Consider the following 13,815-nt stretch of genomic DNA (forward strand, 5'->3'; position numbering starts at 1 on the left):
ACCGTAGCCTAAGGAGGCATGCGTGACTGGTAACGGTCAGGTATGAAGCCCTCCCGACAATGAAGCCCGAACCGGAAGGTTGGAGCCGAATCCGTGAGGAGGAAGCAACTTCACCAGCGTCAGGTGATAGGGAGCTAGGCTTGAGGGTATGGTGAACGCAAGTGAAGTGACGCTAGAAGCCTCGTTACTCCAAGCAGGCCAAAGATGCTGATAGGCCTGAGCCAAAATGGCAAAGCGGATTGGATTCACTGCTTGCTTTTCAGTGAACGGGGACAGCAACTCCGCCGGGGTATAGTCACCACCTAACCCCTCGTGTCATCTGGTTGGAACGCGGTAAGCCCGTATCTTCGCCTTGAACATTCAAGGCAGGCAAACCGTAAGGAATGCTGATGGGGGTGCGGGTAGAGGAGGTGGGAAAAAGCGAATGCTAGCCTGTAATGGGCTAGATAGGGATTGAGAATGCTGGCAGGACATTCAACATCATCCCACTCGAAAGAGGGCAGACTTCCCGCCGGTCCCCCCTTACGAGAAAGTCTATAGAACCTTCCTAATGGTGACAATGCAAATGGCGGTGATCTTGAGTCACTGGTGCGGTCACCAACCTGCTCAAAAGGTAGAGAGGCTGTAGATGAGTATCGTAAAGGTTGCATGCACAACCGGTTCCTCTTAAATGAGGGGTCCTGGGGGGCTCGAGCCGGATGCGGGGAAACTTGCACGTCCGGTTCCTAGGGGGCTAGGGGGCAGCGATGCCCCCCTGCTACCCGACAATGACGGTGGACCAAACCACTGGTGCGGTCACCAACCAAACGGAAACAAGCTGGCACAGCATAAACTGGACCAAAGCCAACCGTGAGGTAAAGAGGCTGCAAGTGCGTATCGCAAAGGCTGTGAAGGAAGGACGCTGGGGCAAAGTGAAAGCTTTGCAATGGCTCCTGACCCACTCGTTCTACGGCAAAGCCCTCGCCGTGAAACGGGTAACTGACAACTCAGGCAGTAGAACACCTGGTGTGGACGGGATAACCTGGTCCACACAAGAGCAGAAAACCCAAGCCATAAAGTCCCTCAGGAGAAGAGGCTATAAACCCCAACCCCTGAGGCGGGTATACATCCCGAAAGCAAACGGCAAACAGCGCCCGCTAGGAATCCCGACAATGAAGGACAGGGCAATGCAGGCACTATATGCCCTAGCCCTAGAACCAGTCGCGGAAACCACAGCGGACCGGAACTCCTATGGGTTCCGCCGAGGGCGATGTACGGCAGATGCGGCAGGACAATGCTTCCTTGCTCTGGCAAAAGCCAAGTCGGCTGAACACGTCCTTGACGCTGACATATCCGGATGCTTTGATAACATCAGCCATGAGTGGCTACTAGCCAACACTCCACTGGACAAAGGGATCTTACGGAAATGGCTTAAATCTGGGTTCGTCTGGAAACAGCAACTCTTCCCCACCCATGCTGGGACACCTCAGGGAGGGGTAATCTCCCCAGTTCTTGCCAATATAACCCTAGATGGGATGGAAGAACTGTTGGCCAAACACCTCAGAGGTCAAAAAGTCAACCTCATCCGATATGCTGACGATTTTGTCGTGACGGGAAAAGATGAGGAAACCCTGGAGAAAGCCAGAAACCTAATCCAGGAGTTCCTAAAAGAACGGGGCTTGACCCTGTCCCCCGAGAAGACAAAAATCGTCCATATTGAGGAAGGCTTCGACTTTCTCGGATGGAACATTCGCAAGTACAACGGGGTTCTTCTCATCAAACCCGCGAAGAAGAACGTGAAAGCGTTCCTCAAGAAAATCCGAGACACTCTAAGGGAACTTAGGACAGCAACCCAGGAAATCGTGATAGACACACTCAACCCAATCATTAGAGGTTGGGCCAACTATCACAAAGGACAAGTCTCTAAGGAAACCTTCAACCGAGTGGACTTCGCCACCTGGCACAAATTGTGGCGATGGGCAAGGCGCCGGCACCCAAACAAACCTGCCCAATGGGTGAAGGACAAATACTTCATCAAAAACGGAAGCAGAGACTGGGTGTTCGGTATGGTGATGAAAGACAAGAACGGGGAACTGAGGACCAAACGCCTAATCAAAACCTCTGACACCCGAATCCAACGCCACGTCAAAATCAAGGCAGACGCCAATCCGTTTCTCCCAGAGTGGGCAGAATACTTTGAGAAACGCAAGAAACTCAAAAAAGCCCCTGCTCAATATCGGCGCATCCGCCGAGAACTATGGAAGAAACAGGGTGGTATCTGTCCAGTATGCGGGGGTGAAATTGAGCAAGACATGCTCACTGACATCCACCACATATTGCCCAAACACAAGGGTGGTTCTGACGACCTGGATAATCTTGTCTTAATCCACGCCAACTGCCACAAACAGGTGCACAGCCGAGATGGTCAGCACAGCCGGTCCCTCTTGAAAGAGGGGCTTTGAGAGGCCTGAGCCGGATGCTGGGAAACTAGCACGTCCGGTTCTTAGGGGGCTAGGGGGCAGTAATGCCCCCCGCTACCCGACTCATTATTTTTGCAGGTGTGGTTGCCCGTATTTTAATTGAGATTTTGTGGGCTGTCCTGTGGCAAGATTCCATTGATGAATTGGCCAGCCTCCTTAGGCGCAAAAGGCGATAGACTACAGTTGCTGATGCCCAAATTTTTCCGCAATGGCTAATTCTTCTGAGTTTTTTGCCGTTGACCCCTCCCAGCGTGCCCTGATTTTCGACATGGATGGGGTCATCTGCCATACGATGCCCTATCACCTGGAAGCTTGGTGCATCTATGTCGATCGCACCCCTGAACTGCGGCAGCACATCAACTTGGAGCACCTGCGGCACATGGGGGGCAAACGCAACGCAGAACTCCTGCCGGAACTTTTAGGGCGATCGCTGAGCGCAGCGGAAATAGAGCGTTGGGGCGCGGGCAAAGAGGCGGTTTTTCGGGAACTGCTGGCACCCCATTTGGAACTGTTACCGGGGTTATTGCCCTTTCTCAAAAGTGCCAAGGAAAAAGGCTATCGCTTGGGCTTAGGCACCTCCGCCTGTGCCGCCAATGTGGAACTAGTGCTCTCCTGTGAAGGGGTGGGTCACTTTTTCGATACGGTGGTGATGGAGCAGGATGTGCAGCGGGGCAAGCCCGATCCAGAATGCTATCTACTAGTGGCGGAGCGGTTACAGGTGGTGCCGCAGTATTGTCTTGTCTTTGAGGATGCCGTGGCGGGGGTTATGGCAGCGGTGCAGGCAGGAATGCTCTGCTGGGGAGTGTTGACAACCCAATCGGCAATGACCCTTCAAGCCGCAGGGGCAGAGGTCTGTATTGAGGACTTTACCGATCCACGCCTTCAACGGCTATTGTCCTAGGGAATTTTCGGCGATGATGGGTACTGGCGCGTTAGGAATCCACCACATTGGGCGTTGATCTGCGCAGTTATGTCTATCTCGATTCTATCCAGCCGCAACACGCGGCCTATTTGGGGACTGTGGCCCAAGGGTTTTTGCCGTTGCCGGGGGACTGCTCCCTTTGGGTGGAGATTTCACCGGGGATTGATGTGAACCGCCTTTTGGATATTGCCCTGAAGTCTGCGGTGGTGCGGCCGGGAGTCCTATTTATTGAGCGACTCTACGGACTACTGGAGGTGCATTCGGGCAATCAGGGGGAAGTGCGGGCAGCGGGACAGGCAATTTTAGATGCCATTGGCGCTCGGGTCCAGGATTGCATGCGGCCACGGGTGATTTCGAGTCAAGTGATTCGCAACATTGATGCCCACCACACGCAACTGATTAACCGCTCCCGTCGGGGCAACATGATTCTAGCGGGACAAACCCTCTATGTCTTTGAGGTGGAACCGGCAGCCTATGCGGCACTGGCAGCTAATGAGGCTGAAAAGGCAGCCCTCATTAATATCCTGCAGATTTCTGCGGTGGGCAGCTTTGGCCGTCTCTTTTTGGGGGGCGCGGAGCGGGATATTCTGGCGGCGGAACGGGCAGTCTTGGCGGCCATGGAACGCTTACCGGGGCGCGATAGTTTTAGCGATCGCCGGGAGTAGGTGCTGCATGGGCCTTTAACTGTCTCTCAAGGTCTTTGATAAAAGGACAAGGGGGACTGTCGTGCAGTTGCAGTTGATCAAACCCTCGCCAATTAAAGTTTTGCCAGTTAAAGGGAGCTTGCTGGGCAGCCGCTAGCCACAGGAGGCGCTTGGCACGGGTCATGGCGACGTAGAGTAGGCGATATTCCTCGGCGATTTTGGCGGCTGTGGCTTTTTTGGAGGCCGTTTGCCAGTTGGGCAGGGGCTGGTGATGGCCATAGGCCCGCAGTTGCGATCGCACCACGTCTATAAAATCCACCTCAGGACTGAGGAACTTAGCATTGGCAGCAACCCAACTCTGACCGGGGAGGGTTCTTTCCTCCAAAAAGGGGACAAAAACCGCATCCCAATCTAGGCCCTTGGCGCGATGCATCGTCATAATGGTCACCTGGCCCGATCGCACTAGGCGGCTATGGAGATCTTCCATCTCCACCGCTTGAAAGCGATCCGCGGCCACCAATTCTTGCCAACGGGGATAGATACGCTCCCACAGTTGCGTCGGTTCCTGCTGGCTCAATTCCCAGATCAGGCGATCAACAGTGGCCAATTCAGCGGCGTCATAGCCCAATTCCTGAGCGCAGTAGGTGATCAAGGGAAATAGAGACAGCTCTAGGCGGGCGTTGAGGAGACAGTGGCAGTAGTGGCGTGCCTTGAGCACCGGTTCTTCGTCAGGGGGGTCTAAAGGCCCGGGGTAGAGGAAGACCTCCGGCTGAGCCGCCAAGCGATCCAAATTTTGGGGTGGAATGCGTTTGCGCTCCTGAAGCACCGTTAGGGCTGCCTTGACCGCTGCAGGAGAATAGGGGCAGTGGAGAAAGTAGAGAATGTCCAGCAATTCCTTGGGCACCTGCGATCGCCGTTCGATGCCGGCCACATCCAGCAGTGGAATGCCTTGAGCACAAAGGTCACTATCAAGGTTGAAGTCAGTGGGCGATCGCAAGACATCGGCAACAAATTCAGCCTGGCGGTTAGTGCGCACCAGCACCGCCACTGAAGCCTCTGGATGCGCCGCCAGCACCTGAGAAATGCGCTGCGCCAGATGTTTAACCGTCTCAACAACCGTTTTTGGTCGGGCAATTTCTACCCCTTGTCCCCAGGGGGCTGGGTTGGCCCCCGATTCTAAACCCGTCGGCGACACACAGTCAATGAATTGCTCACGGAAGGGGGGTTCTTGATCTTTGAGGGCGTAATTGGCCCAGCGCACCAAATAGTTAGCAGCGCGAATGATCAAAGGGGTCGATCGCCCCGCTTGGGTCATTTCATAAAAGGCCTGCTGCTGAGCACATTTGTCACAGAATTCATTAAAGAAGAGAGGGTCTGCTGCCGTAAAAGTGGAGTTAATGGCTTGGTTGGGATCCCCCACCCGCACAAAATTCACTTGCCCGGTGGTGTGGTCTGCCGCTAGAAGGTGTAGTAACTGCGATTGCAGGGGGGTCGAGTCTTGCGCTTCATCCTCAAAGACGGCATACACTCGCTGTTGCCATTCGTGGCGGTACTGGCGATCGCCCTCTAGAAGTCGAACGGCTGCCAAAATCATTTCATCGTAGTCAATTTGCTCCCCCTGTGCCAGATGGTGCTGGTACAGTTCCAAAAGGTCAGCACCAATCTCTAAAAAAGGGTAGGGTTCCGCTTCGGCTGCCCCTGGGGAGCGCAACTGCTGGGACAACTGCCGCAGATCATGGGGCGTCAAAGCCATACTGCGGGCACTGCTAATAACGGTCTGTGCCAACTTCACCAAAATGTCGGTCAACAGTGCACTTTTGCGGCCCTCGTGTTCAACGTTGCTCAGGGGACTGGTATCGCGGCCTTGAATGAGTCGCTCGAGGAGGTTGGGGTGCGATCGCGCCCACTCCTTAACACAGGTGACACAGAGGCGGCGCTGCTCATGCTCACTCATTAAATTTTCACCCCTCGAACGCAGACCCGCTGTGGGGTGACTGGTGGCAATTTTCAAGGCCAAACTGTGGAGCGTCTGCACACTAAAACCATTGCGGGGCAGCCCCATTTCTCGTAGGTACTGGCGGATGCGCACCTTGATATTGGCGGCAGCTGAACGACTGTAGGTGACGACCACCAGTTGCCGCTGTTGATGGAGCTTTTCGCGAGCGATGGCGATCGCTGCCCCTACCGCCATGCCGTGGGATTTGCCCGCTCCCGGCACTGCCGACACCGCCAGCATTCCCCCCTGCCATTCACTGATTTCCCGTTGACCCGGACGTAGGGTGCTTAGGAGGTGACTCACCGTCGGGGAGAGGGGCAACAAGTTCATAGGAGGACTCTTGGGAGAGCAAAAGATTTATTACAACAACTGGCGTTTACCGTATGAATATTGGAAAATCGTATAATAGAATACAGAAAGTTAGGGACAAATGGTCCCTTGAGATACACCACCTACATGCCTAAAGACAAGCCAATAGTATTCACCTAGGAGCCTTGATTTAATTATGCAACTAATCTATCGCGGCGCTAAATACAAAACTTCGGAGCAGCACATTCCCCTCGTTGAATCGGGAGCCAAGGGTCTCTACCGCGGCGCCCCATGGGTGGGGCACAAGCCGGCTGAAACGGTTCCTCAACCCAATCATGTTCTCTGCTGGCGGGGGGTCACCTACCAAACCAACGGGCAGCCAGTGGCCACAACGGCTCCCAGGGTGAGTGCTGCCCCTTCTGTCGTGCCCCAGCGTAAGCGCGACTCCTGGGTCGAAGCCCATCGCCGCGCGATTCTCGAAACGCTGGAGCGGCGGCTGCAAGTGGCCCGCAGTCAGGGCAACCAGGAGCTCATCAGTCTGCTAGAAGAAGAGTGGCAGCAATTTGCCTAAGGTTGGATCACCGAAACCCAAACTGGGGTGCCGTTGGTTACAGCGGCACTTTTTATTTTTTAACTTTTTTATTTTATTTTTTAACTTTTTTATTGGTTTTTATTGAGGATGCGCCTTCCCTTGGCGCAAGGCTGCTGCTTGGGCAAAGGCCGCCGCCGCCCGCTCGCGATCGCCCAGGGCTTCATAGGCACGCCCCAATTGTTCCGCAGCAATTTCGCGCACATAACCCAAAGGAAAAATCATCTGTTTGCTGTAGCCATTGGTGCGCCCCAGTTCAAGGCAATACTCAAAGTAGGCCGTTGCCCCCAAAGGAAATCCCAAGGTCATCAGCCAGCGACCAGCCAAATCATTGAGGGGAGGATAGGTGGGAAACCAAGCCAAACCTTGCTGACACAGGAGTTGCAAGGTATCGTGATCCCCTGTGGCCAAGAGGCGCCGTCCCAGTTGATTGAGGATTTCCGGCAGGGCACCGGGGGCATTCTCAGGCAGTTGGCCGCTGAGGAGGTGGGGCAGCAGGCGGTCAAAGAGTTCCTGGTAGCAGTTCTCCGCTTCAACGGGATTATTCACCGCCTGGTACATATCTGCCAAGGCAAAGAGGAGATGCAAAGGCAGACCTTCGCTGGCACGGATGCGCTCCAAAATCGGGATGTTGCGATCGCGCATCTTGGCTTGAATTTGGGCGGGTTGATAGCCATAGTGATCGATGCGCAGCGTTTCCAGAGTACCAATGGTCAGGGGTGCTGCGGCTGTGGAAACCAACTGTTCATGGAAGCGCCCCTGATAGCGCAGCGTCGGCAGATTGCGAAAGAGCCGCACAATGGCAAAGTCGGAAAATTGCTCCCCCGTGCCGATTTCCCGCCGTAGGAGTTGGTAGGCAGTGAAGGGACTGCCCGCCAGTTGTTGGCCCAGGGGCACCGGCGGCTCCTGCAATGTCACGAGCACCTCATCGGCATCTATCACTAAAATCCAATCGCCCGTCGCCTGTTCTAGGGAGTAATTGCGAGCGGCGGCAAAATCATCCTGCCAAGGAAAGGTAAAGAGGCGCTCCGTAAACTGGCGAGCGATCGCCGGCGTCTCATCTGTGGAGCCAGTGTCAACAACAACAATGTCATCTACCCAGGGCTGAACACTGCCCAGACAGCGTGCCAAATGGGCAGCTTCATTTTTCACAATCAGACAGGCACAAACCCGCACCATCTATAGGAGCTTTTCAAATTGTTGGCGCAGACGATTTAGCTCACTTTCGGAGAACTCACTCTCCGCAGCGGGCGGCACGCGATTTTCCCGTTCCCAGTCGGTTTCTTCAACATTGCGTTCGGGGGGCGCCAAAAAGAGACGCTCAGCCTCATTTGTTGGCACAAATCCCTCGGGAACCAAGTGACAGCTATAGCCTGAGGATTCACAAAAGTCCTCAACTTCCTTGGCATCAATGGCAACGACGCTGGGGGCATGAAAATCCTGGGCCTCTAGGAGCATGGCGTAGCGATTGGCATCGTCTTCGCTTTCAAACATCAGAATAAGGTTGCGATCGCCCAGTTGCAGAGAGTGAATGCCCTCATTTTCAGTTCCCGGGTTATAGAGCAACACGTAAACGCGCATGATGCCTCGCCCATCAAATCTCAACAGCGATTATAACGATTTTAGTTCACCCTACCCGTGGGATTTTTGCGTGGCGGGTCATCGCTGGCGATCGGCACCCCTACTGACTACCCTTACCGCCTACGAACGCCTCTGGGAACGCCTTGACCCAAATGCAAAAATAGATTTTAAGTGAGAACAATGTTTTTTAGAACAAGGTTTTTTCGGCTTCCCCTTTGATCCGCTGCTCAAGCCATGCTTGGCGATAGGTGAGTTCTAATTCATTGCCAGTGCGACGAAAAATTTGTGCCTGCTGCAAGAGAAAAGCTTGAAAGAGCCGCTGAAAGGCAAGGGCAATAATCGCGATCACCAAGCCAGATGCGGTACTAATTAAGGCCTCACTAATGCCCAGACCCACGCCCAGGGTTGCGGGTGTGCCAATATCTCCCAAGCGAATAGAACTGAGGGCACTAATTAGACCGAGCACCGTTCCCAACAAACCCAGGAGAGGTGCCATTGTAATCGTTGCCTCTAGGACCTTTTCGCCTCGCCGCATGGCACTCAGTTCCTCATCAGCCGCAGCCTCTAGAGCCAAGCGAAAGATTTCTGGGTTGGTGTCAATCAGTTGTAAAGGAGTGTAGAGGAAGCGCCCAATGGGTTGATCACAGGCATTGGCTGCTAGCTCAAGCGCTTCTTGCCAATCGTGGCGAGCGGCATCCAGAATTTGCTCTGCCAGTTTGGTTTCTCCTCGGAGAACCATGCCCCAAAACCAAAGCCGCTCAAAAATGGTGCCTAAGGTCAAGATCGAGAGGATCAGTAGTGGCCACATGGCCAGGCCACCACGGTTAAAAATTTCAGCGATATTCACGATCGATTCCCTGTTAGAGCATCCGAGGTTTAGTATAGTCCAGCCCGTAGCAGTAATTGTTTCCCAAATTCTGGCAAAGCGCACTGCCAAGGGTCTTGAACCATTGTCTTTGCTGCCCTGTCTAAATAGGTGATTACGTTCATGGAGCGATACCTCGCATGAGTGTATCTTTATCCCTATCAGCGGCAACCGCATCAACGGCTATCGTCACCCAATCCCCAGTGAACGATCCCGATCGCCCCCTGATTGAGCAGTGCCTTGCCGGGCATCCCAAGGGCTTTCGGGAGCTGTATCAACGCCATCAGCAACGGGTGCGATCGCTCCTCTTTCAACTGTGCGGCGCGGTTGCCCTTGATGATTTGGTGCAGGAGGTTTTCCTGCGGGCATGGAAAGGGCTAAAGGGTCTCAAACACGAGGCCAAGTTTTCCACATGGCTCTATCGCATTGCCTGGAATGTGGCGTGTGACTATCGCCGCCAACTGGCAACGCGTAAATCCCGACATCAGCAATACCTTGACCAACAGCAGCCATTCACCACTGCACCTGATCTGCGGCAATTGCACTATGAAGATTTGGTACAGCGAGGGTTGGCGACATTGCCCCTAGAGTATCGCAGCATTTTGGTCATGCACGATCTCCAGGGCTTACCCCAAAAAGAAATTGCTGAAATTCTGAACATTCCAGTGGGTACTGTAAAATCCCGCCTCTTTCGCGCCCGTGGTAGCTTGCGGACGTTCTTTACTGAAGCCGGAGTCAGCCTATGAAACGTGAACCGCCACCTACCGAGGATACAAATTTGGTTAAGTTTTTGCAGACCTATGCGGGCACGCCCCCGCCACCCCCTCCCGATTTGCAGGAGCGCATTATCAAAGCAGCAGTGCAACAGCACAATTGGCACAAACGCTGTTGGCGACTAGGCTATTTCCTTGGCGTGGGAGCGATCGCCACCACTGCCGCCAGTGTGTGGTTCCTCAAACCCACTGCTCAAGTGGCGGAGCAGAGACCGGCCGATGGCCTAGAAACCTTCATTGCCAGCAACTGGCAAGACCTCTTTGAGAGTGCGGAACCTGCCCTTTTCGAGTAAATCCTCTTGGACTGATTGACTGTATTTTTTGTTTTTTTCTGTTTTTTATTCTTTTGTAAACTTTTGACAGAGGAGAACCAGCCATGTTGAAACAATCCCTTGCTACCCTTTTGCTCTGTAGCACCCTCAGTCCCTTGGCGGTTGTCTTGCCCACCTTGGCCGGTCCGGGTGACGGTGGCATGGGGTGGGGCGCCAAAGTAGAGAATCTCAATCTCACCCCTGAACAACGCCAAAACCTACAGGCGATACGGCAGCGATATCAAAGCCAAATCGAGGAAACCCGCACCCAACTGCGCACTGCTAAAGATGAACTGCGGCGGCTAATGGCCAGCAATGCCAGCGATGAGCAAATCCGCGCCAAACATGCCCAAGTGCAACAGCTGCAGCAGAAACTAGCCACATTGCGGTTTGAAAGCATGCTGGCCACACGGAAAATTTTGACTCCTGAGCAGCGCCAAGCCCTGGCAGAACGCATGCAAAACCGTCAGGGTCAACGGCGACTAGAGCGCTAGGCAACTGTTTTATAGGGCTTTGAGCCCTATTGGCGGTCAGGGCATCAGGCTCTGGCCGTTTTATTTTGATTGTTTTGATTAGTCAAAATCTATGATTGCCTTAATAAAAATTAAAAAATACCAAAATCAACTATTCTGTACTTTGTGTAATAGTGAGTTTAAATCAGTCGAAAAAAACTGCTCAAGGGACTATGGAAGCGCCAAATCTCGTCTACCGGAAATTTCAGGCTGCGAGAGACATCGCCCAAGGGTTCAAAGGTCAGTGGCAGCAATTCTCGGAGCGGTTTATCGATTGCCTTGAGCAGACCCACAAGGCGGGGCAGGTGGAGGCAGGCTTTCTCCAGCAATGCAAAGCTGACATTGCAGCACTTCACTCAAGTTTAGAAGAGGCGTTACAGGCACTCAACGCAAGGCTAGACAGCCCCCTACTCACCCTTGCCACCACCGGTACGACTAGCAGCGGCAAAAGTACCCTTGTCAACTTCCTCTGTGGTGCTGAACTTCTCCCTGTTGCCGTCAGTGAAATGAGCGCCGGCACCGTTACCCTTGAGGATGGCGACGTCCCCTCCCTGACCATTGCAGCCACACCGGGGGCCCTTTGGGAATGCGGCACTTGGGAAAACATTAGTGCAGCCACCATCTATGACAAGCTAGAGGAGGCAATGCAACAGTACCTAGACACCAAGGACAGGAACCCTTCCCTAGCGCCCCCCAAAGCCAACATCACCTACCCCATCCAGTTTCTGCGGCAGCATCGGCACCAGTTGGGCCTGCCCCCTCAAACTCGTGTTCAGCTCCTTGACCTGCCCGGCTTTGCCTATGTGGGGGATGAGCGGAATGCCCAGATTATCCGTGAGCAATGTCGGCAGGCGCTATGCCTTGTCACCTACAACAGCGCTGAAACGGACGCCAAGAAAACCGAACAACTCCTTGAGGAAGTGGTGATCCAAGTCAAAAACCTAGGGGGGTCCCCGGCACGGATGCTCTTTGTCCTCAATCGCATTGATGTGTTTCAGGAGGATAAAGACCCCCAGAAGTCGGAACAGCGCTTTGTGAGCAAGACCGTTGGCCAGATCAAAGATAAGCTTAAAGAGAAGTTGCCGGAGCATGAGGAGGCGATTGAGACGCTGAAGGTGCTGAAGCTGAGTGCCCGGGCGGCTTTGTATAGTCAACTCATCCAGCAAAGCGTAGGGGAAGAACGAGCAAAGATTTGTGAGCGAGTGGACCAACAGCACCAAGTGTTAATTGGCAAAGGCATTTTAGAAGACTTGCCCCGTAATCCAGCGAAATGGACTGATCACGATTGCCAGCGGGTGGCAGAGAGTCTGTGGGAAAATTCCTATGGTCAAGAACTCTTTAAGGAACTGGTTGAGCAAGTTCAACAGCACTTTCCCGAGCTCGTCATTCCCCAAATTGTGGCGGACTTCAACGAGGGTGCAGTAAATAAGGTTCTAGAGTGGTGTACCCAAGAGGTCCATGCCATCTGCAACAGTATAGAAGAGAAGTATCGCCAAGAGTGTGAGAGGCTAGAGGAGACTGGGGTTCAACTTTCAGAGAAACTACGACGAGCAGGGGAAAACCTGAAGGTACCTTTTGAGGAGATGAAAGAGCTCATTACCAGCCATTCACCCATTACCAACCATTCGATTGTGTTATTAGAACCTATTATGCTCGAATTTATTGGAAATAAAGAACAAACTGAGTGCGAACCCGAAGTTGATGATAATGATGATGATGAGTGGTCGGATAAAATACGGCAATGGCGCGATAAAATACAGCAATGGCATAGTCAGGTTGATGATGAGTGGAGGGATAAAATAAAGCTAGATGAAGAAATATTACCTCTGATATACACTTGGAGACGTGAGGTATTCAGCTCAATTGACAAACTACTAGAGCAAGTTTACCTTTCTATACAAGATGGCAAGGTCGATTTTTCAGCGGATGTGAACCTTAAGCAGTTGCCACCCCCTGACCAGAAATACGTGCAGGAACTTGAGGAAAAATTAAGAGAGTTCATTGAATTCATCAACGCTATAGATTGTAACTGTGCAGACGTCGCTGAACAAGGAATGACCATTCGGCAAGAGCCCCAGAAAGATACCAAAATTATCCACTTTCAGTCCATCATCCAAGATATCCAAAAGCGTCTTAGTGAGGTTGTCAAAGTTCTTGTCAAAAGTGTCCTAGCTCGTGAGCAGGGTCGTATTTACGACGCCCTGAGCCTCTTATTTAGAAACCATTTAGAATACCTACAGGAGAGTGCTCAGAGAATTGCCCCAGAGCTTGGGATTCAGTTCCCGATGAGTACTTTAAGTCAAGTTCAGAAAGAACTCAATTGGGGCATCTCTCTAGAAAAAGCCTTTTCTCCAGAAGCAAAAGAGGCGACATGGACCGCTACTGAAAGAAGGAAAACAAGACCTTGGTGGCTGCTCTGGTTGTTCGAAATAGAAACAAAAGTAACTGTACAAAAGTCTGGCTTAGAGCTTGAAGTTCCCAGCATGGCAAAGCTCTGTGAAGACTGGAGCGCTGCCTGTAAAAATCGGGTGTATGAGTGCTTATGGCCTGCATATCTTGATTGGTTTGTAGAGCAAACCAATTTGCTCACAGAACAAGCGAATGAATATCAGCAAGCGGTACTAGAGCGCTATCGCTCTAAATTAAGCGAATGCCACCAAGCGCTCAGCATAGATTATGAAACCCGCAAGCAGTTTTGGGAGCTAATGCACACAAGTGTGGCCGAGCTAGAACAAGAGCGACCTTCTTGGGATAAGATTAAGCAGTCTGAAAATGCTGGAGTAACGTCCGTTGAGCTAAACGCTGAAACTAGCTCAGTATAGGAAATACTCGTTAATCAAAAGTGGCAGGAGGA

Annotated in this window: 13 protein-coding genes; 9 read left to right on the top strand and 4 right to left on the bottom strand. The window is 52.7% G+C overall.

All coding sequences use genetic code 11. The annotated features are described in order from the left end of the window. Positions 1-746 precede the first annotated feature (746 nt). The 4 genes from ltrA (at position 747) to TLL_RS01580 (ending at position 4,046) form a co-directional block, all read left to right on the top strand. Complete coding sequence (gene ltrA, locus TLL_RS01570; protein ID WP_011056164.1) at positions 747-2,441, top strand: group II intron reverse transcriptase/maturase; 1,695 nt, start codon at positions 747-749, stop codon at positions 2,439-2,441. A gap of 62 nt (positions 2,442-2,503) precedes the next feature. Next, a complete protein-coding gene (locus tag TLL_RS12995) occupies positions 2,504-2,635 on the top strand; it encodes a hypothetical protein (protein WP_269441366.1) in 132 nt (43 codons plus the stop codon). Positions 2,636-2,667: 32 nt separating this feature from the next. After that, the gene (locus tag TLL_RS01575; RefSeq protein ID WP_164920670.1) at positions 2,668-3,360 is read left to right on the top strand and encodes an HAD family hydrolase; all 693 of its coding nucleotides are present in this window, start codon (positions 2,668-2,670) and stop codon (positions 3,358-3,360) included. 47 nt (positions 3,361-3,407) lie between these two features. Next, complete coding sequence (locus TLL_RS01580; protein ID WP_011056166.1) at positions 3,408-4,046, top strand: hypothetical protein; 639 nt, start codon at positions 3,408-3,410, stop codon at positions 4,044-4,046. Here the strand turns inward: TLL_RS01580 and TLL_RS01585 are convergent. Further along, a complete protein-coding gene (locus tag TLL_RS01585) occupies positions 4,027-6,351 on the bottom strand; it encodes an ATP-dependent helicase (RefSeq protein WP_011056167.1) in 2,325 nt (774 codons plus the stop codon). The two genes, TLL_RS01580 and TLL_RS01585, sit on opposite strands and share 20 nt — an antisense overlap. A 175-nt stretch (positions 6,352-6,526) precedes the next feature. On the opposite strand from TLL_RS01585, the gene TLL_RS01590 reads away from it, so the two are divergent. Beyond that, positions 6,527-6,901: a DUF4278 domain-containing protein gene (locus TLL_RS01590; protein WP_011056168.1), complete on the top strand. Its 375-nt coding sequence runs from the start codon at positions 6,527-6,529 to the stop codon at positions 6,899-6,901. Between the two features lie 99 nt (positions 6,902-7,000). On the opposite strand, the gene TLL_RS01595 is transcribed toward TLL_RS01590, so the two are convergent. The 3 genes from TLL_RS01595 to TLL_RS01605 form a co-directional block, all read right to left on the bottom strand. Continuing rightward, entirely contained in the window at positions 7,001-8,098 is a 1,098-nt protein-coding gene (locus TLL_RS01595) for a glycosyltransferase family 2 protein (protein WP_011056169.1), read from the bottom strand. Continuing rightward, positions 8,099-8,500 (bottom strand): DUF3110 domain-containing protein, encoded by a 402-nt coding sequence (locus TLL_RS01600; protein ID WP_011056170.1) that lies wholly within the window; start codon positions 8,498-8,500, stop codon positions 8,099-8,101. It lies immediately after the preceding gene. Positions 8,501-8,687: 187 nt separating this feature from the next. Further along, entirely contained in the window at positions 8,688-9,347 is a 660-nt protein-coding gene (locus tag TLL_RS01605; protein ID WP_164920671.1) for a MotA/TolQ/ExbB proton channel family protein, read from the bottom strand. A gap of 158 nt (positions 9,348-9,505) precedes the next feature. Here TLL_RS01605 and TLL_RS01610 point away from each other — a divergent pair, with 158 nt between their 5' ends. The 4 genes from TLL_RS01610 to TLL_RS01625 all read left to right on the top strand — a co-directional run bounded on the left by TLL_RS01610 (position 9,506) and on the right by TLL_RS01625 (position 13,783). Beyond that, a complete protein-coding gene (locus tag TLL_RS01610; protein ID WP_011056172.1) occupies positions 9,506-10,111 on the top strand; it encodes a sigma-70 family RNA polymerase sigma factor in 606 nt (201 codons plus the stop codon). Next, positions 10,108-10,431, top strand: coding sequence for a hypothetical protein (locus TLL_RS01615; RefSeq protein WP_011056173.1), 324 nt, complete (start codon positions 10,108-10,110; stop codon positions 10,429-10,431). Before TLL_RS01610 ends, TLL_RS01615 begins: the two co-directional genes overlap by 4 nt. Positions 10,432-10,514: 83 nt before the next feature. Further along, positions 10,515-10,943 carry a Spy/CpxP family protein refolding chaperone gene (locus tag TLL_RS01620; protein WP_011056174.1) on the top strand — a complete coding sequence of 143 codons (429 nt, stop codon included), beginning with the start codon at positions 10,515-10,517 and terminating at the stop codon, positions 10,941-10,943. A gap of 191 nt (positions 10,944-11,134) precedes the next feature. Continuing rightward, the gene (locus TLL_RS01625; protein ID WP_164920672.1) at positions 11,135-13,783 is read left to right on the top strand and encodes a dynamin family protein; all 2,649 of its coding nucleotides are present in this window, start codon (positions 11,135-11,137) and stop codon (positions 13,781-13,783) included. The last annotated feature ends 32 nt before the right edge of the window (positions 13,784-13,815 follow it).

It is taken from the genome of Thermosynechococcus vestitus BP-1 (assembly GCF_000011345.1).
GTDB classification, from domain to species: domain Bacteria; phylum Cyanobacteriota; class Cyanobacteriia; order Thermosynechococcales; family Thermosynechococcaceae; genus Thermosynechococcus; species Thermosynechococcus vestitus.